Annotated in this window: 22 protein-coding genes; 3 read left to right on the forward strand and 19 right to left on the reverse strand. The window is 40.1% G+C overall.

Annotation, left to right across the window (positions count from 1 at the left end; all coding sequences use genetic code 11):
* The 8 genes from ACOB80_RS13535 to ACOB80_RS13570 form a co-directional block, all read right to left on the reverse strand.
* A complete protein-coding gene (locus tag ACOB80_RS13535; protein ID WP_473166380.1) occupies window positions 1-726 on the reverse strand; it encodes an SDR family NAD(P)-dependent oxidoreductase in 726 nt (241 codons plus the stop codon).
* Window positions 726-1,181, reverse strand: a complete 456-nt coding sequence (locus ACOB80_RS13540) for a nuclear transport factor 2 family protein (protein WP_473166381.1) — start codon at window positions 1,179-1,181, stop codon at window positions 726-728. The genes ACOB80_RS13535 and ACOB80_RS13540 overlap by 1 nt, the downstream gene beginning before the upstream one ends.
* Before the next feature lie 65 nt (window positions 1,182-1,246).
* Entirely contained in the window at window positions 1,247-2,662 is a 1,416-nt protein-coding gene (gene phrB / locus ACOB80_RS13545) for a deoxyribodipyrimidine photo-lyase (protein ID WP_473166382.1), read from the reverse strand.
* A gap of 48 nt (window positions 2,663-2,710) precedes the next feature.
* Complete coding sequence (locus ACOB80_RS13550; RefSeq protein WP_473166383.1) at window positions 2,711-3,664, reverse strand: YbgA family protein; 954 nt, start codon at window positions 3,662-3,664, stop codon at window positions 2,711-2,713.
* Window positions 3,665-3,711: 47 nt separating this feature from the next.
* A complete protein-coding gene (locus tag ACOB80_RS13555; protein WP_473166384.1) occupies window positions 3,712-4,398 on the reverse strand; it encodes a ChrR family anti-sigma-E factor in 687 nt (228 codons plus the stop codon).
* Complete coding sequence (locus tag ACOB80_RS13560; RefSeq protein ID WP_473166385.1) at window positions 4,391-5,017, reverse strand: sigma-70 family RNA polymerase sigma factor; 627 nt, start codon at window positions 5,015-5,017, stop codon at window positions 4,391-4,393. Before ACOB80_RS13560 ends, ACOB80_RS13555 begins: the two co-directional genes overlap by 8 nt.
* Before the next feature lie 62 nt (window positions 5,018-5,079).
* Complete coding sequence (locus ACOB80_RS13565; protein WP_473166386.1) at window positions 5,080-5,646, reverse strand: LON peptidase substrate-binding domain-containing protein; 567 nt, start codon at window positions 5,644-5,646, stop codon at window positions 5,080-5,082.
* Window positions 5,647-5,819: 173 nt separating this feature from the next.
* A complete protein-coding gene (locus ACOB80_RS13570; protein WP_473166387.1) occupies window positions 5,820-8,009 on the reverse strand; it encodes a fasciclin domain-containing protein in 2,190 nt (729 codons plus the stop codon).
* Window positions 8,010-8,233: 224 nt separating this feature from the next.
* On the opposite strand from ACOB80_RS13570, the gene ACOB80_RS13575 reads away from it, so the two are divergent.
* Window positions 8,234-9,133, forward strand: coding sequence for a TIGR01777 family oxidoreductase (locus ACOB80_RS13575; protein ID WP_473166388.1), 900 nt, complete (start codon window positions 8,234-8,236; stop codon window positions 9,131-9,133).
* Between the two features lie 23 nt (window positions 9,134-9,156).
* Here ACOB80_RS13575 and ACOB80_RS13580 read toward each other — a convergent pair whose 3' ends face one another.
* The 7 genes from ACOB80_RS13580 to ACOB80_RS13610 all read right to left on the reverse strand — a co-directional run bounded on the left by ACOB80_RS13580 (window position 9,157) and on the right by ACOB80_RS13610 (window position 14,505).
* Entirely contained in the window at window positions 9,157-9,726 is a 570-nt protein-coding gene (locus ACOB80_RS13580) for a DUF3833 domain-containing protein (RefSeq protein WP_473166389.1), read from the reverse strand.
* On the reverse strand, window positions 9,726-10,283 hold the full coding sequence (locus ACOB80_RS13585; protein WP_473166390.1) for a chalcone isomerase family protein: 558 nt from the start codon (window positions 10,281-10,283) through the stop codon (window positions 9,726-9,728). Before ACOB80_RS13585 ends, ACOB80_RS13580 begins: the two co-directional genes overlap by 1 nt.
* Complete coding sequence (locus tag ACOB80_RS13590; RefSeq protein ID WP_473166391.1) at window positions 10,270-10,779, reverse strand: DUF2878 domain-containing protein; 510 nt, start codon at window positions 10,777-10,779, stop codon at window positions 10,270-10,272. The genes ACOB80_RS13585 and ACOB80_RS13590 overlap by 14 nt, the downstream gene beginning before the upstream one ends.
* A gap of 96 nt (window positions 10,780-10,875) precedes the next feature.
* Window positions 10,876-12,129: a lipoprotein-releasing ABC transporter permease subunit gene (locus ACOB80_RS13595; RefSeq protein WP_473166392.1), complete on the reverse strand. Its 1,254-nt coding sequence runs from the start codon at window positions 12,127-12,129 to the stop codon at window positions 10,876-10,878.
* 4 nt (window positions 12,130-12,133) lie between these two features.
* Window positions 12,134-12,826, reverse strand: coding sequence for a lipoprotein-releasing ABC transporter ATP-binding protein LolD (gene lolD / locus ACOB80_RS13600; RefSeq protein WP_473166393.1), 693 nt, complete (start codon window positions 12,824-12,826; stop codon window positions 12,134-12,136).
* On the reverse strand, window positions 12,819-14,066 hold the full coding sequence (locus ACOB80_RS13605) for a lipoprotein-releasing ABC transporter permease subunit (protein ID WP_473166394.1): 1,248 nt from the start codon (window positions 14,064-14,066) through the stop codon (window positions 12,819-12,821). Before ACOB80_RS13605 ends, lolD begins: the two co-directional genes overlap by 8 nt.
* Before the next feature lie 187 nt (window positions 14,067-14,253).
* Window positions 14,254-14,505, reverse strand: coding sequence for a hypothetical protein (locus ACOB80_RS13610; RefSeq protein WP_473166395.1), 252 nt, complete (start codon window positions 14,503-14,505; stop codon window positions 14,254-14,256).
* Window positions 14,506-14,631: 126 nt separating this feature from the next.
* Between ACOB80_RS13610 and ACOB80_RS13615 the strand changes: the two genes are divergently transcribed.
* Window positions 14,632-14,877, forward strand: a complete 246-nt coding sequence (locus ACOB80_RS13615; protein WP_473166396.1) for a DUF6868 family protein — start codon at window positions 14,632-14,634, stop codon at window positions 14,875-14,877.
* Between the two features lie 89 nt (window positions 14,878-14,966).
* Here the strand turns inward: ACOB80_RS13615 and ACOB80_RS13620 are convergent, their stop codons facing one another.
* From ACOB80_RS13620 to ACOB80_RS13630, 3 genes are all read right to left on the reverse strand, one after another.
* Entirely contained in the window at window positions 14,967-15,446 is a 480-nt protein-coding gene (locus ACOB80_RS13620) for an acyl-CoA thioesterase (RefSeq protein ID WP_473166397.1), read from the reverse strand.
* 87 nt (window positions 15,447-15,533) lie between these two features.
* The gene (locus ACOB80_RS13625) at window positions 15,534-15,908 is read right to left on the reverse strand and encodes a response regulator (RefSeq protein ID WP_473166398.1); all 375 of its coding nucleotides are present in this window, start codon (window positions 15,906-15,908) and stop codon (window positions 15,534-15,536) included.
* Between the two features lie 127 nt (window positions 15,909-16,035).
* On the reverse strand, window positions 16,036-17,223 hold the full coding sequence (locus ACOB80_RS13630) for an alpha/beta hydrolase-fold protein (RefSeq protein ID WP_473166399.1): 1,188 nt from the start codon (window positions 17,221-17,223) through the stop codon (window positions 16,036-16,038).
* 258 nt (window positions 17,224-17,481) lie between these two features.
* Between ACOB80_RS13630 and ACOB80_RS13635 the strand changes: the two genes are divergently transcribed.
* Entirely contained in the window at window positions 17,482-18,237 is a 756-nt protein-coding gene (locus ACOB80_RS13635; RefSeq protein ID WP_473166400.1) for a PEP-CTERM sorting domain-containing protein, read from the forward strand.
* Window positions 18,238-18,332: 95 nt separating this feature from the next.
* Here ACOB80_RS13635 and ACOB80_RS13640 read toward each other — a convergent pair whose 3' ends face one another.
* Window positions 18,333-19,142: a DUF2306 domain-containing protein gene (locus tag ACOB80_RS13640; protein ID WP_473166401.1), complete on the reverse strand. Its 810-nt coding sequence runs from the start codon at window positions 19,140-19,142 to the stop codon at window positions 18,333-18,335.
* Between the last annotated feature and the right edge of the window lie 59 nt (window positions 19,143-19,201).

Raw genomic sequence — 19,201 nt, forward strand, 5'->3', positions numbered from 1 at the left:
TTATGAACTCCTTAACATCATCGTTTGCCACACACTGCTCGGCAGCCATTTCATTACTCGTAAAAACCAAATTAATCGTTTGGGAAAAGCTAGGTAGTTATTGCCGTTTTCAACACCTTGTATAATGCGCTGTGCCGCCTGTTCAGCAGTCATAATAAAAGGCATATCGAAAGTGTTTTTATCTGTTAAAGGTGTTTTAACAAAGCCAGGGTGAACTAAAGTAACATCAATTTCGTGAGCAAGAAGATCTAATCTGAGGCTATTAGCGAGGTAATCTAAACCCGCTTTAGATGCGCCATAGGCTTCTGCTCGTGGAAAAGGCATGATTGTCGCACTAGAGCTTACTAATACGATTCTTCCGCCTTTCACTATTTTAGTTAATAAAGATTCCAACAAGTAGCCAATTGCCACAAGATTTATATTGATAATCTTGGCAAATAATTTAGCGTCAAAATGAAGAGCGTCATCAATATATAAACAGTCGCCAGCATTCAAAATGAGTAAATCTATATCGGCGATGTTTAATGAAGCTTTATGGACAGCTTCTTGGTCGGTAATATCAAACGCAATTACTTGCTCCGCAAGGCCTGCATCTAACATCTCTTGTAGTTTTTCTTCATTTCTGCCACAAGCAATGACGTTAAAGCCTTTAAGGGAATAATACTTAGCTAACGCATAGCCGATACCCGAAGTAGCACCGGTAATTAACACCTTTCGACTTGGCATTAGCCTGCCATCCTATTTTTAAGCCACCGAACCGCCTTTCCAATGACTGGAACATGTTCATAGACCATAGCACCTACGTCTAAGTAATCTCTATGATAAATGACCTTGTTATCAGCGCCTTTTAGCAAAGAATGTCCTTCAACTGAAACGGCTTTACCATTGGCTAACTTTGGGTGTACGTAAGTCATAGTCCAATAGACAGCCGCTTGGTCGTCATCACAAAGTACCTTATTGACGACAAAATAGCAGGCAGCCAAATTTTGATAGAGATTTTTAAAGTAATCGTTTAACGCCTCAAAGCCTTTTATTTCATGAATAGGGTCTTGAAACACAACATCAGAATGGTAAATCGTGCTTAACAACTCGAGATTGTCTACGCTCAGCTTTTGATACTGTTCAACAAAGTTAGTCAACCAAACAGGTTGATTTGGCGCGAGTCCAACCTTGTTGCTCATGACAGGTTCCAACATATTTACCCTCTATAAACCTTAGTATATTCAATCAAGTACAGCTTAGCCAATTAACATGCTTTATAAAATGCTAATGCGTTTTCTCTCGCTACCTTGTGCTCTACAATGGCAGGCCAATAATCTACACCTTTATGTTTTTCGATATGCTTGTGGGGAAAATGAATGTCTTTATTCGATAATTCCGCAAGCTCTGGCAAATACTTACGAATAAAGTGCCCTTCGGGATCAAATCGCTCACTTTGTCTAATAGGATTAAAAATCCGAAAATAAGGCTGAGCGTCACAACCAGTAGATGCAGCCCACTGCCAACCACCATTATTAGCAGCAAAATCTCCATCAATGAGCTTCGACATAAAGTAACGCTCACCAAATCGCCAATCTATTAGTAAATGCTTGGTTAAAAAGCTGGCAACAACCATTCTTAATCGATTGTGCATCCAGCCGGTTTGATTTAACTGGCGCATAGCAGCATCTACAAGCGGATAGCCAGTTTTTCCCTGACACCACTTCTCAAACCACTCCATATTATTAGGCCACGGCAAATGCTGGTATTTCGATTGAAACACTCGACCGTAAGCTAATTCAGGCTGGAAATATAATAAATGCCGATAAAACTCACGCCAAATCAACTCATTTAGCCAACTAAATGCAGGAATTGAGTCGTCGCTAAGTAAGTCAGGAAAACGATTAAGTAACAGCATAACAAGGTAACGAGGACTAATAGCCCCAATAGCTAGATAGGCTGATAAACCTGATGTTGCCTTAAGACTAGGAAAATCTCGGTGTTGTTGATAATCGCTGACTTTATCACTCAGAAAATTAGGGATAACATCATTGAGTATTGTATCTGACAAAGGCCACGCTTTAGATAACTTGTTCGTCGCAACATATTGGCTTTGTTGCCCCAATTGAGCATGAGTAAGATTATCGATACTAATATCTGGCTTAGGAATAAAATCAACACCTGATTGCCTTACATAGCTAAGCCATGCTTTTCTAAATGGCGTGAAAACCTTATACATTTCTCCTGATTGATTAACCAATTTTCCCTTGGGTACAACAACATCGCTTTCAAAACTTGTTAGTGTGATCCCAGACTCAATTAGCTGTCTATCTCTATTAACTTCATTAATTTCAAGCTCTTGATTAACAACAATCTCTTCATCAGCAAAATGACTTTTAATGTAATCAACTTGTCCTTGATAACTATCAACTTCCGCAACGTCTAACGCTATCCCTATCTCATTAAGTTGAGCTTGTAACAATTCAACATGGCGTTCAATCAATTCGACTTTAATCGGCGCCATATGATGGCTTTGCCACTGCTTTCGAGGAAACAAAAAAATCGCCTTTGCTGTAGGCAAAGGCGCAAGGGTTTCATTCGTTCGAGAATGAATATCAGACAAAAAATAATGCAATGCCGGGTTGTCTACTACCCGTAAATCATTGCGAAACCAGAGGATCACTAGATAAAAAACTCCTGACCGAATGCTATTAATTAATAAACCAAGAGATTAGTAACCATATCTAAGTTTTAATTGCTCAGGGTATGGATTTAAATATACCTGTTTTGCCAAATAGGCTTTAGGAAACTCCAATAAATAATGCTTAATCAGCGTTAAAGGGACAACTAAAGGCACTAATCCTGTGCGATATGCATCGATATTTTCACATAACTCTTGGCGCTGTACCGCAGTTAAATGCTTTGAAAAATACCCTTGGATATGTGCTAAGGTATTTGCATGTTTTTTGCGGGTCGCTTTGGTCTTAAGCGCTGTCATCAAACCTAAAATGTATTGCGCAGCTTGCTCTTCTATCGCCATATCACTTCTAGCTAATAATTGACCTAGCTCTTTGTAAGCCACTAAATCATGACTCATTACCGTATATTTATATTTGCTGTGGAACGTAGTCAGCTTGTGCTTAGTAATGCCTGACGCTTCCAACGTCTTCCAATCATGGTAAGCGTAAATGCGCGCAACGAAATTTTCTCTGATTATAGGGTCGTTTAAGCGGCCATTTTCTTCGCAAGGCAATAATGGGTTAGCCTTCATGATTTGCTCAGCAAACACACCAACTCCGTCGGCTTTTAGCATCTGACCTTCTGGTGCATAAGTTTTTACTCGTTCCATTCCGCAGCTCGGACTTTTAGCACAAAATACATAACCACTAAACTCTTGCGCTAGCTTTGCCACTTTTTTTCCGTATAGCGCCAATGCTTCAGTTACATCGCCACTGCCATCAGGACGAGACACCTGAATAACATCATCTTTTTTAATGAGTCGGATCGTCGGACGAGGAATAGGTAAACCTATAGCAACTTCAGGACAAAACGCTTTGAACGTAACGTGTTCTCCTAACTCATTCAAACAGAATTTTGAAGGCTTACTACTCGCGTCAAATCTCACTTCTTCGCCGACTAAGCAAGCACTTATACCTATTTTAATATCACGCTTTTCAACATTCATTGTCAGCCTCCATTACACTGTATTAACTACTCAAAAAACGTTGCGTTTTAATAAATAAAGCTACCGATTGGGTTTAACAATTGACTTAAGCCTTGGGTAAAGTGGAGCGAATCGTTCGCTACCGTATAACATAAACATCCTTCCTCTGAAAAAGGCTGATGCTTGTGTTTACCATCAAGCATAATAAAGTCACCTGGAACGTAATCACCCGATTCGTCAGAAAATGTACCTGCCAGTAATACGGTTAACTCAAATCCTTTATGGGTATGGTGTGGAACGCTACCACCAGGCTCAATGTGTAGTAAATTGGTATGAATTTCACCTTCGTCTAACGACACTTTGCTGCGCGCTAGCTTGCCAACATTAAATGGGCTTGCAATATCCATGTTATGGAGTTGCTTTGGTAAAACAAATTGCTCGCCTTTAAATTCGATATTCTTTGGCGACGTTTCTTTAGCGGTGAACGTCGACACATCATCGGTAATACTTTCAATCATAGAGTCAAAATCTATGTCTGCTATCGCATCCATATCTTGCTGTTCATCAATCGCAAACTTATGTAAAAAGTTCTCTTCGAAATCACTCTCTGCGTATTGTTCAGTAAGTTGGGCAATTTTGTGTTGGCACTCAGGGCACATATCAGCGTGAATTGCGATGCCCGCAGATAACGATGCTGGCAATTCACCTTGCACAAAAGCTTGCAACAACTCTAGCTTCGGGTGGTGACTAATCATACTTGCCTCCTAAATGAACTTTTAACTTTGCTAAAGCAAGTCTTAATCTTGATTTTACGGTGCCTAACGGAAGGTTTAAGTGCTGTGCAAGTTGTTCTTGCGACATCTCCATGAAATAAAAGCCTTTTATCACCTGCTGTTGATTTTCAGGAAGCTCCTTTAATGCTTCCATAATAGTTTGTTGTTCTAAATGATCATCAAACGCTTCGGTTTCTTCGACATTACTTTCAACCAGAGGCCAGATGTCTTCACTGAGCATATCTTCTCTGTTTGATTTTACTTTACGCAACATATCGAAAGTAACGTTACGCATCACGGTGTAAACCCAAGTGGTGGCAGCACCTTTGTCAGCGTCGAATAGGTGGGCTTTTCGCCACACGTTAGACATAGTTTCTTGAACCACTTCCATCGCTTGCGCTTGAGAAGTGAATTTGCCAGCTGCGATGCGCTGAATTTTTGGAGCAAAGAATTTAAACAGCTCAGTAAAAGCCGTTTTATCTCTTTGCTCTGCAACTAAAACCAAACATTTGGCTAGTTCGCAGTGATTTATGTTGTTTGTCATACTGTTAGATTTAGCAGTATGACGAACATTTGGCAACTCTTGATGAACCGCTGGCATGTTTTCTTCCATTTAAATCGTTCTACTGCTCTATACGCCATGCTATTAGAAGAAGATCACTTTTACGCAAAGTTTTTTTCGACGATGATATCATTGAGTAACACTTCCGCTTGCTCAAAGCTATTCGCGTTTGAAAAAATCTGCTTTTCCGAAAGGCTTACCGGTAGCAACTCTAACCAACGAGAATAAACCCAATTTACATCAGATTTAAATTCGCCTCGATATAAAGCCCTTAGCAGAGGGTTTTGCTCAAACACCTTTTCCAAAGAAGTGGTTAACATTGAAGCTATTTCACTTTTACTTACTATTGGCCAATGAGGAATTTGTTGAATATCAGCGAATCGCAAACCATCCTTGTCTTGAGTAACGTTACTTAGCGACACTAAACTTTTACACTGCACATCAATGGTCAACATACCTGACTCTTCCTGATCAAAATCAATAATGTCTACCCAGCTTGCCCACTTTAGTTGCACAACGCCTTCATCTTGAGCGTGTAACACAATAGCAAAGCCTTGATTGCCCGTAGCAAGCTTAACCATACGCAAGTATCTAGGTTCAAAAATTCTTAACCGGGTCATTCCATCTGGTAATAAAAACACAGGTAATGGGAAAATTGGAATATTCATCAAAAGCCTTACATCATTAACTCAAAGAATCATTACGTACTAACGATGGACTATGATCATATATCTAAGAAATAAAAAAGCCCCTTTAATTAGATTCAAAATTTAAGGGGCAAACGGCGTGACGGGGACACGATTGAGTATGGATGTCACGCCTAACTGGAGTAGTTTAAATACTATTGAGTAATTACAGTGTCTATCACATGAATAACGCCGTTGGTTGTATAAACATCAGTCGCTGTAACAATTGAACCTTGCACTCGTAATGCGGTTTGAGCTTGCTTAACTGTCCACCACTTATCACCTAAGCCTTGTCCATTCATATCACCAGCAGCCATATCACCAACATAAAAGTACAACGGACGCCCTTGAAATGCGGCTTGCATCATACCGTCATCACGCGTAATTAATGACAAACCAGGAATATTTGAAACATCGCCGTCAGCCACTAATACTGGTGGCCAGTTTGTCGCGCAAGTATCGTTACAAGCACTACCAGTCATCCCTAAATCATCATCAAATACATACAGAGTTTTGCCTGCATGGTCGCCTGAGTTCATACCGCCAATTAACATTTGCATTTCAGCGTGGTAAGCAACTTCGTCACCTGCTTCGTTTGCTGTGCCGGCAAAATTGACGATATCAACAGACAACATGTCACCACCTACAGTTTCTACCATTTTACCGTTGGCCGCATAGGCTGCGATTGAATTGATCTCCATAGCAACAACATGTTTTAGCAATACACCCGTCAAGGCTGTGTTATCAGCTAAAAGACCACTTAGCGCCATATCATCAACTTTATCGAAAGCAGCGTTAGTTGGTGCAAATACAGTAAATGAAGCATCTGCATCAGATAAAGTATCTACTAGGCCAGCTGTAGATACAGCTGTTACTAAGGTAGAAAAGTCAGGAATAGCAATTGCTGTTTCTACAACATTCATGGTTTCACCACCTTTCATTTGTGGTGGTAAAATGACTTGGTCAACAACGTGTATCACGCCATTATCAGCCATAAGATCTGTCGCTGATACAGCTGATTGGTTAACAAATAACGTTTCACCTGTTAGCGATAAACTAACCATGTCACCGCTTGCCATGGTCACCATGTTTTCTGCAGAACTTGCTGCTGCGACGGCTCCATCTTTCATAATTTTGCCTGTTGTAATCACATGGTACAGTAGTACTTGAAACAACATCTCTGGGTCCGCTGCTAAGGCAGCGAGTAAATCAGGATCAACTTGGTCAAATGCGGCATTAGTTGGAGCAAATACAGTAAAAGTACCATCTGGGTTAGCTAATACTGCATCAAGTTCTGTCGCCTGCAACAGACTTACCAATGTTGTAAAGTTCTCATTGCCAACGGCAATATCTACGACAGTAGTCTCCATTGCAGGAATTTCAACATCGCCAATAACAACAGAATCAATGACGTGAATAACACCATTTGACGTATAAATGTCAGCTGCTGAAATTGGTGCGCCACCAAAACTCAACATGTCTGTGTCAGGGTTTATCGCGATAGCAATGTCGGCGCCCGACAAGGTAGTTGCAGACTGTCCATTAAGAGAGTATGCCGTATATGACGGTACTTCACCTTGAACCACATGTTGTAAAAGAATACTTTTTAGCACTTCTGGGTTAGCAGCAAGTGTATCGAGTGTTGACTGGTCTATCATCGCAAAAGCGGCATTAGTTGGTGCGAAAACAGTAAACATTGCTGACATGTCAGATAATGCATCAACAAGGTCTGTCGCCTGAAGTAAACTCACTAAAGTAGAAAATTCAGGGTTGCTAAGCGCAGTTTCAACGATGTTCATCGTTGGTTCACCTTTTGCTGCAGGTGGCATTAATACAGCATCGATTACATGAATAATGCCATTATCGGTTTGTAAATCAGTTGTAATCACAGTAGAGCCGTTCACTAATAAAGAATCGCCAGAAAGCGACAATCCCACCATGTCACCGTTGACCATCTCAATCGTGGTTCCAGCAGCGCCGATAGCTGTTGCCGCATCCACTGAGCCAGAAATCACATGGTAAGTTAAAATATTGGATAACGTGTCTGGGTCTGCCAATAAAGCATCAATTGTATCTTGTCCTAGCAACGCAAACGCATCATCTGTTGGCGCAAAAACAGTATAAGTACTGTTTGTATCTGCAAGGGTATCATCTAAGCCGGTTTCCTGCAGTGCAGCCACTAACGTTGTGAAACTTCCATTGGCTACTGCCGCGTCGACAATAGTTGTTGGTTCTGCTGGAGTAGGAGTAACGACTATATCGTTATGGTTGTCGTCATCACTACCACATGCTTGTAAAAACAGCATGCTAATCGTTGTAAAAATTATCAGTTTAATATTCTTCACGTGCCTGTCCTTCTAATTAAATGTTCATCGGAAGTTACGGCTACTTTTCGTACACAGATCATACGTTTTGAGTAAAAGTAACTTTATTTTTTTCTAGTGATCTACACTTAAAAGTTAGGCGTATTAGACTAGTTTGTGTACAACAAATATCAGAGAAAACAGATAGGTTTTAGGTTTAATTTCCTGAAGTTGACGTTAGCAAAAGCTAAGTTTTGGAGGTATTCATGAACAAATTGCTTATTACTGGTGGTACAGGGTTAATTGGCCAGGTACTGATCAATGCACTACTGGCAAAAAATGATTCACTCATCACGGTTCTTACCCGTTCGCCAAGCAAAGCTCAATCTCTATTTGGGACCCGCATCAATATTGTTACCGAGCTATCACAAGACTTAATCAACCAACAAAATTGCATTATCAATCTTGCTGGCGAACCTATTGCGGATAAAAGGTGGAGTACAAATCAAAAACAAAGGATCTGCGATAGCAGGTGGCGCATTACTGAAAAGTTGACGGAGTTGATCCTACACTCACCTTCTCCACCAAAATCGTTTTTGTCAGGAAGTGCCATAGGTATTTACGGCCGACAAGGGGTAAAAGTCGTTGACGAAGACTTTACCGATTTTCATCAAGAGTTTAGTCGTGAGGTGTGTGAAAAATGGGAAAGTATAGCCCTTCAAGCATCTACAGTAACTCGTGTATGTTTATTGAGAACAGGAGTCGTTCTCGCCGAAACCGGAGGTGCCTTAGGAAAAATGTTGCTCCCCTTCAAGTTAGGGCTAGGTGGCCCTATTGGGCAAGGAGAGCAAATAATGTCGTGGATTCATATAGATGATATGGTAAGTGCCATTATGTTTGCTATGGATAGCGACATAAGCGGCCCTATTAACATGACGGCTCCAACACCGGTATCTAATAAAGAGTTTAGCCAAACTTTAGCCCGAACCCTGAACAGACCAAGTTTCATGATAACACCACCTTGGGTGTTGAAGCTTGTTTTTGGCGAAATGTCTGATTTACTACTTTTCGGTCAACACGTAGTACCTAAAGTCCTTTTGGCAAATGGCTTTACCTTCCAATATACAGAGTTGCCTGGTGCTCTTCACCAGTTATTCGACCGTTAACTGTTTATTTTAGAGGTCTATCCTCAAGAGAAAGATTTTTCAGAGCAAGATGTTAATGTATCTTTTTTCTCAAAAAACAAGGTAATTTCAGCAACCGTAAGACCAAACTTTTTCATTTTAGTACGATTAAAAAGACGGGTTTCATCCATTTGATACATCCAATCGTCTAGCGTAAATTGCCATTGCTCTCCATCAATAGGCACAGACAAGGTGTATTGCCAAAAAAACGCGAATCCTTTGTGTGCACCACTTGCTGTCCCGATAACATCGCCAGCTGTTCCTTGATATCGCCCATCTGGCAGCTTTTCCAATTGCCATATTCTTGTTTGTCGTTCACCATCGTCGAAATAAAAAGTTTCATCCAAAATGCCTTTATCGCCCTGCCAGCTTCCGACAATATTTACGCAAAACCTTCGAGTAACTTTTTGTTGTCTATCTTGCAACATTCCCCAAGCGACGACGATACCAGTAAAGTAGTTTTTAATATCAAATTTAGGCGTCGTCGCTTCGTAGTCTCGCAAGTCGCTACTGCATCCACTTAAGAACACCACTAAAGTAAACGTAAAAAATACAGAGTATAAATAGTTTTTCATCAGCTCGTTTTACCTAACAGTTGCTTACGTAATTTGGGTTGACTGGTCTTTTCTGATAGCCAAATAGAGAGGAACAACGCCCCGAACTCTCGAGACTCAATAACGCCTATCGACTCACCATTATAGAAAAACTCGCTGCCGTTATTTCCGGCGAGTAAAGATAACTGATCACCTTTTTTTATATTCGGCCATAACTCCTCAAGTTGTTGAACAAATTCGCTGTATTCCGGCTCTTTTTTGCCAACATGCTGCCACTGCTCTACCGTTCTTTCGATTAGATCTTTGCTCGTTATGTCGCGCAGATATCGAATTTCAAACAATACTGGGACCTGAGGTGCCTTTTCAGAATATGTGCCATTTGAGGTTAACAAACGACTTTTATATATGTCCCAGAACAGCACCCGAAATTTCGCTTCTCCTACCTTTTTAAACGCTGTGTTACTTAATTGCTGCTCAACAACAGTATTGAGAAACTCGACGTTCTTCGCATAAATTGAGTGTGGCAGAAGTGCTAATGTGGTTATAAGTAAAACTAAGTAAAAGCTAACTTTGTTCATAAATAACCTCGTGTTTAACGATTTTGTTTGATAAAGCAAAGAATAGATGCAAAAGAGCCAGCCAAACTAATGCCAAGGTCAGCATGGTCTTCGCATGAGAAAAGCCAAACGATACTGCTGATAGCTTTTGCCCCGCCAAATAGCTTAACGGGGGTCCGAGTAAAGCTGCGCCACTAATGAGTAGTTTACTTTTCTTAAGAAATTTCAAACCGTGATCTATAGTTGCGGCAAAGCACAGCCATAACATCATCAGCCAAAAGGGTAAAATAGCTGTGTGGTTAGCGCTCGAAAAATCAAAAACACCAATCAGCGTTAAAAAGCTGTCGACAACGATTCCAATGGTTGCAACCGATAATATAACGGTTATTTCTTTAAACGGTTGCTTTACAAGATAAAGGTGAGCAACTAACCAGACGAATGCGATGGGAATGAAATTATTGCCAAGTAGGACTAACCCTAGCCAGCAAAGATTAAAACCTATTAAATTTAACCACATATAAGTCTCTAACTTTTGAATTCGCAAATTAGAAACTTATACGAAGCTATTGCAATAAAGGATTACATCACGACGCGAATTATATGATTTAAGTGCTTACACTTGACCCAATAATTCTGCTGGGTTTAGCTTGGTTGCTTGCCATGACGGATATATGGTGGCAATTAACGATAAAGACAATGCAGTACACAAGGTTAATACAACATCACCTGTATAAACTTCACTAGGAATGTAGTCGATAAAATAGATATCTGCAGATAGCACAGAAATAGCGAAAAATCCTTCTACCCAACTAATAATAGCGGTTAAGTTAGCGGCAATTAAAACACCTAAGCCGCCGCCAATAGCGGTTCCCATTATGCCGTTAGTCAAACCTTGAAAGATAAAAGTAAACATAATTGTTCGACGGTGAGCGCCCATGGTTTTTAAAATCGCAATATCGCTTTTTTTCTCGTTAACCACCATGATCAAAGTAGATACGATGTTAAAGCTAGCAACGGCTATCACAATCACCAAAACAATAAACATGATCATTCGCACTAATTGAATATCATTGTACAAATGGCCTTGGCTGTGGGTCCAATTATGAATATAAACGTAGTGGTCTTGAGAATAAGCCGCAGTTGAAGCAACTTTAGGCGCCATAAAGACATCGTCAACTTGTAGTCTGATCCCGTCGACTTGATTATTAATCAAACCTTTGATCTCTCGAGCCGTTTGCAAAGAAACAAAGGCTTGGCTGTTATCAAGTTCACCGCCAAAGGTAAAAATAGCAGCAACTTCTAAGTTATGTTTTTTTAAAGCACGGACAAATCCGTTAACAGAACTATCTCCTTGCGGAGGCGATAAAAGTTGCACGGTATCACCAATTGACACTCCTAACTTATCAGCAATGCCTGCCCCTAATACCACAGCTCTTTCTTCTTCGATGTCTTGCCAACTCCCCTTAGTTATATAATTGGGTATTGAAGACACCCTTGATTCAAGAGAAGCATCAACCCCTCTTACTTCACTACCTATAAGTTTGTCGCTTTTTTGCAGCATGCCTTGCATTTTTATTAATGGCGCTACTGAGGAAACATGTTCTAATGTTTGTACTTGTGCTGCCATGGTTTGCCATTGACTAACGGGTTGATTAACGCCAATAAGTTCAGCGTGTGGTACAGCCGACAAAAAGTTTTTGGCTAACGCTTTCTCAAAGCCGTTCATTGCGCTTAAGACAATAATCAAGGTCATCACGCCAATAGCAATGCCTATGGTGGATGAAGCCGATATAAAAGAAGAAAAACCCTTTCCGCGACGGTGCGCGAGGTATCGACCAACAATAAATAAACTCAAATTAGATTGCATGCTATCAACTCTCACTAGCAACTAATGGCGTTAGCTGTCCGTGATCTAATTGCAATTGTCTATCCATTCTATTCGCTAGGGCTCTATCATGAGTCACAATAACAAAACTGGTATTTAGCGAATTATTCAACTCTCTTAGCAATTGATAAATTTGCTCGGCAGTATCAAAATCCAAATTGCCTGTTGGCTCATCCGCTAGGACTAGTGATGGTTCAGTTACTAAGGCTCTCGCGATTGCAACCCGTTGGCGTTCTCCACCCGACAACTCAGCTGGCCTATGTTCCAAACGATGCGACAACTTCACCATTGCCAACATTGCTTCAGCTTTAGCTTGAGCTTCTTTGGGCTTAAGGCCTCTGATAAGCAAAGGCATTGCAACATTTTCTATCGCACTGAACTCCATCATGAGATGATGAAATTGGTAAATAAATCCTATGTGTTGATTACGAAAATCCGCTAACTGCTTATCATTTAGGTCATGAATATCTTGCCCTTCAATAATGACCCGTCCCGATGAAGGTGAATCCAAACCGCCAGCAATATGCAAAAAGGTACTTTTACCGCAACCTGAACTTCCGACAATAGCTAACAATTCGCCAGATTGAACAGTCAAATTTAAACCCGTTAATACCGAGGTTTGTTGTTTACCTTGTACATAAGTCTTTTCGATTTGCAGACATTGTAAACTGCTACTCATTTCTTAATACCTCAGCGGGTTGTGTTCTTGATGCCTGATATGCAGGATACAAGGTTGCTAGAAATGTCATGGTTAACGCCGCTAGCGCAATGATAACGACGTCTAAACTACGTAAATCCATTGGCAGCTGCTGGCTAGCATAACCAGCCCCTAGAATATTTAGGCCGAACATGGACAATAGCGGATTCAAAAAAGTAGCGAGTAAAATGCCAAAAATCACGCCTAATATTGTACCCCAAACGCCATTAATCACACCTTGACTAATAAACACTCGGGTAATCGCTCCTCTGCTCATTCCACAGGTTCTCAAAATCGCTATTTCACCACGCTTATCAATGACCACCATTACCAAAGCAGAAACAATATTAAATGCAGCAACGGCAACAATTAAACTTAACATCAAGCGCATCATGTTTTTTTCCATTTTTACCGCAGAAAATAACGTGCCTTGAGATTTTTGCCAGGAATTCATATCAATGCCATCAGGCATAACGCTCTGGTTTCTTTGGATATAATGACTCGCCTCAAATGCGTCGTACAAGTAAACGCGAAATTTTTGAAATCCGTCACCTTTTCGCCTTAACAATTTAGCTGCACTGGCGTGATCAACATAGACGACACTATCATCTACTTGCGAACCGGCATTAAAAAAGCCCACTACTTTAAAAACCCGTTGTGCGGGAATGCGCCCCATTGGCGTAAAGCGCGTTGTAGCTGGTAGTACTAATCGAATGGACTCGCCGACTCTAATATCTAATTTCCGCGCAAGAGATTCCCCAATTACCGCTGTGTATGATTCAAGTGCAAGTTGTTCAAAACTTCCTGCAACCATATTGTGCTTGGCCATATTGTAAGGCACATTGTCAGCTTGAATTCCCTGAAGTTGCACACCTAATAGACTCGTATTAGAAACCACTAGCGCTTGCTGCTCGATAAACGGCGTTATTGATAATGTTTGCGGGTCTTTTTCAAGTATTTTCTCAGCTGCGAGTAATGAGTCGCGATTAGTTTTATTGAAACTTGGCTTGTCTACGCTAACAACAACATGCGGTACTATGCCTAATATGCGTTTCTTCAACTCTCCTTCAAAGCCATTCATTACCGACACAACGGTTATCAAGGCGGCAACACCTAACATAATGCCAGCAACTGAGAAAAAAGTAATAAAGGAGACAAAACCAGAACGATTGCGGCTTCGACTATACCTATATCCAATAAATAAACTAACGGGTTGAAACATGTATTTTCCGAATACGCGCTGACATTTAGCGTGGTCAATGATATCTATCTGCTAACAATTAAAGTAACCACGAATTTAACTGACAGTGAGAATACCACAGATCTATTTATGGTCACTATGCTTGGGCATTAATCTTGTAAGAATTTGTTCCGATAACAGCAACTTGCATATTTTTTCAGCAAACTAGTTACTTTGCCACAGCCTTATTGCCAATAATTTTTAATGCCGGCATCCCTCTTACCATCGCCTCTCGAGCAAATTGTTGATGGCAACTAGGGCAGTATCCTGCTTCGTTAGTATGATCTGCAGTAATGCGTGCAATGAAACACTTAATTAAAGCGCCCTTTCCGCCCTTTTTATAATCTAACAGTTTGTAACGGCATTTAGTGCATATAATCGCGACTGATCGTTCTGGTAACTTTTTGTTAGGTTTAGCCATGTATGTTAAATCGATAAAAACGAGGTGAATTAATAGGAATTTGATCTAGCTTATCATTGTTAATCACAAAATACGCTAGGCTAATACCGAGTTCGCTATTTATGTATAAACGAAATGGAGGATGTTATGGAGTTAACTACCCTACAGAGCTTCTTAGGATACGCAACGATAATACATATCGGGTTGCTGGCCGTTACCACTATGTTGATGATAGTGGCAGACAAGTTTATGGTCGGTATTCATGGTAAATTATTCAGCCTTGAAGAAAAAGATTTAAGGAAAGCTTATTTCTATTTTCTTGCTGGCTATAAGTTGTTTATTTGGGTATTTTTCCTCGTTCCTTATATTGTACTGTGCTGCTTTATAAACTAATAAACACGGTAACTTATAGCCCAATAGCTGGAAGAAGAAGGTACAGTTACTCAACCTTGTGCGGTTCAGTATTAAGCTAGAGTATTACCTTATTTCCAGCCAAGAGTATGTTCAAAGTCGCTATCTAACTTCTTAGCAAACTCTTTTGCATGTGAAGCGACTTCTGCTAATAATTCATCTTCTTTTGATGTTGGTTTATATTCTGGCACTTTTACAGGAAAGCCGCTTTCGTCAATAGCCATGAAGGTGATAAAGCAACGATTAGTCACTACAGGTTTACTTTCTTTCAAATTACCTGCATGAACAACGACATAAATATGCATGCTGGTTTTGCCAGTATAAACAATACGTGCAGTCACGGTTATCATCTGACCTACAAGGATAGGACGAATAAATCGAATGCCATTGGCTGAAACCGTCACACAATATTTTTTACTCCATTGTGCTGCACAAGCGTATGATGCTTGATCTATCCATTTCATCACCATACCACCATGAACCTTGCCACCAAAGTTTACATCGGTGGGCTCGGCGAGAAATCGAAACTCTACAATGTTATCGGCACTCATTATCATTCCTAACATAAGGATATTGCTAAGATTATAGTAAAGAAATTACCAAAGTGCGTATTATGACAAAAGCGCTATGTTTACCAATTAAGCGGGTGCCTTGTTTGAAATTTTGCTAAGCTGATTTTTCAGGGTATTGGTGGTAAATGGCTTTAGGATAAAACCATTTACTTTCGCGGCAATAATAGATTGAATTTTCTCACGCTGACCTTCACACGTAACCATCAAGACGCGAGTATGCTTTAACTGCTCATCTTCCCTAACTCGTTTAAGTAACTGGATACCATTTAATTTGGGCATGTGGTAATCGGTAATCAAGAGATCATATTGATTCTTCCGCATGAGATTTAGCGCTTGAATTCCGTTGGTTGCTTCATCGTTATCGGTATATCCAATGCTTTTTAGCATGGTAAGCAGTACGTTGCGAATTGAGGCCATGTCATCAACAACAAGAATTTTCATTATTAAATCCTTTTAACTTTCTCCTAACTATCGATAAGTATAGAAGAGAAAACGCTAAATCGCTCCACTCAACAGTAACGCTTATTGAAGAAAAATGAACAGTTTCCTCAACAGAAGACTTATCAATCTAGCCTCCTGTTAATTCTATAGTTTTATTACGATAGTACTGGGTACTCTCTTGATTTATTGAATTGATCACCGAAAACTCAAGCGCCTTTTGATACATAGCCAATGCATCAGCTAGCTCGGCTTGTTGTTCATAGATAAACGCCAGCGCACCATAGATACGAGTGGGATCTTTATAAGCGGCAAGACTTGTATTTAATAACGTAATTGCTTCTTCTGTTTTTTGCTCTGCCCAAAAAGCAAAAGCCAGTCTAGTTATCATGGAAATAGGAATATTTTTATCACTTTGATACCTTTCCCCTCGTACGCTAAAAAACTGTTTTAGCGCGGATAGTCCACCATATGCTTGAAATTGTTTAAAATCAGTTATCGCCGGCGCTTCAAAGTCAGCAAATAAAAAGCTAAGGCCGTTAAACATTGCCGAATAAGCAACGCTCGAATGATTTTGCTCATAAAATCGTTCATGTTTCCATTTAACATTCTTGTTTGCATGTTCGTTTAATACTTGAACAATATTTTGTAAACCTTCGACAAAACCAGAGCCTTCTCTGTTTGCAGCACCTGCTGACAAATAGATTGATGCATCAGTACCCTGTTGTTGTAAACTGGCAGTAAGAGATTGATTTAGTGCGGATTGGTTTGCATCTATTGCGGCACTAGAAACAATAAAACGTGAAAAGATCTGTTTGTTCAAAGCAACAGTATTGAGAGCAACTGTCCCCATAGCTGAATGACCAAACAATGTACTAACGTCAGATGTTCGAAGCCGCTTATTAATATATGGCTTCACCTCTAAGCGCAAAAATCGTTGAAAGTTCGCTTGACCTGAATTAGTGTCTCGCATTCGTTGACCCGTATTATTCGAAATACCAACAACAATACTCGGAGGCAATTTTTCGGCATCAACCAAAAATTGAACGGCAGTAACGGTATGGAAAAAGTGACGCTGACCATCTAAAACATAAATGACAGGATAACGGTTAGTATTCTTTTTATAGCCTTTGGGCGTGTGTATTAGTAATTCTCTCTTTTCTTGCAATATTTCACTTTCAATAAATACTCGTGCTCCGAAAATTTTAGTGATGTCAGTATCTTCTCTGTTGAGTACTTTTAGGCTTTCCTGTGCAACTAAGTTAAAGCTACTAAAACTGAGCAAAACTAACGAAACGCTGAATAACAATTTTAACATGGCAAACTCCCTACTATATATGGGAGCAATGCTCACACTAGCTCAATTTAAAAACAAACAACTTTCCTTATGTTTTGTTGATTTATTGCTGATGCGCAGAAAATTAGTACTGCGTGTTAGCACAAGTGTCAGAAATTTTTACACTTAACTTTATTACTAACTAATTAATAACTAAAAATCAGCATGTTAAAAGTCGGCATATATTATGCGTAACCGTAAAGGATAAAACTCATTCATTTTATTTAGTGAGGGATCGATATGGCACTACGAAAAATAGTTTTCACATGTGTTTCACTTATTTTAATTCCGTTCCACGCATCAAGCTCAATTATTCCAGTTGACCTCAGTACTTGGGGAGCTCAAGGTGGTAGTTCTAGTTGGAACGTCGCAGGCGACAACAACTCTGTTTTACAAACAATTAATGGAGATCCTACTGTTTTTTTCGAGTCAGGTTCTTTAGCACAAGGACAAGCACTGAGTGGAACCATCGAAGTAAACAATGCAGGAGATGACGACTTTATAGGCTTTGTATTAGGCTTTCAAAGTGGAGAGCTTACTTCTGCGACTGCCGAATATTGGTTAATAGACTGGAAGCAACGCGACCAATTTTGGAGCCCGTATGGTGGGACGGGTAAAGCTGGCTTGTCTTTGTCACGGGTCAATGGTGCTTTAGATAACGCTTCAGCATGGGTTCATAATAATAAAGTCACCGAACTTGCACGAGGAAGTAGTTTAGGTTCAAGTGGTTGGGTAAATGGGCAAGAATATACTTTTGACTTAGTTTTTACATCAACCAATATTCAAGTATTCGTTGACGGCGTCAAAGAAATTGACGAAATTGGCACTTTTTCAGATGGCGCATTTGGTTTTTACAACTTTTCGCAATCACAAGTAACCTATGCAGGGCTCAAAACTCAAGATGCGACTAACTTTATTCCTGAGCCAACAACGCTTTCAATCGTGACCTTGGGGTTGGTCGGGTTGTTTGTTAGGAAGCGTAAATACGAAAGCTAATATGTTTACTAAAAGTCACCAGCAAGTCTGGTGACTTTTATTTATAGAGTTCAACATACTCTTCGTTATTATAATGTGCTTACAAACGCTAAATATTAACTACCAAGATACCACATAGTCATTCCAGCCCCCACTATACCAACGCCCATTAATATCGTCATCAATACTAAAACTGCACTACACCAAATCTTCGCGGATTCTGAGCCTCCCTCTTTAACCCGTAGATACCATTCTAGCAAAGCCAATGGAATCAAATATTGCGCAAAAGATAAAACTATCACAAACGGCCCTTCAAAAGTTTCAGGATCAAACCCCACAGGCTTTTGATGAATCATCAACCACGCCATTAATCCAACCCTAAAAAACCAGCCTGCATTGATAGCCATGAACAATCTAAGAGCCCACTTTCTATGTTCTTCAATATTTCTAGACACAGCGTTTTTAATGGCAAAATACAGACAAGTAAAAATAATAAATACTAGAATGTTCATCGAGAGTAGCATGGCATTTCCGCCAGGCATTTTGTCATAAGCCCAAATCAAATAAAGTCCGAATAAAGTTGCAATAGCAACACTGACGGTGAATATTCGGCCATTAATTCGATGAAACTTTGGGGCTCGCTGACGAACTTGTGGAATTAGTTGCAAAGGGCCGCCTATCATAATGATGGCTCCAAGAAGAATGTGACTAAATAAGAATGCCATCGACAAGGGTGTATTTTGTACGGACTCAAATGGCTTGAAATTTCCAGACAAGGCTTCTGCGCCATAATGTCCAAATAAATAATACACCATCCACCACTGCCCGATAATGGCAACAACAAACCAAAATACAGCGACCTTGTTTAAAACTCGATTTCCCATCGCCGCTAGAGGCAATTTGGCCCCTACAACACTTTCACTCATTTTCCTGCTCCTAATCCTTGCTGTTATATAGTGTTTTTATCTAAGCGACTAACTCGTTA

This window comes from Thalassotalea coralli (assembly GCF_055786205.1).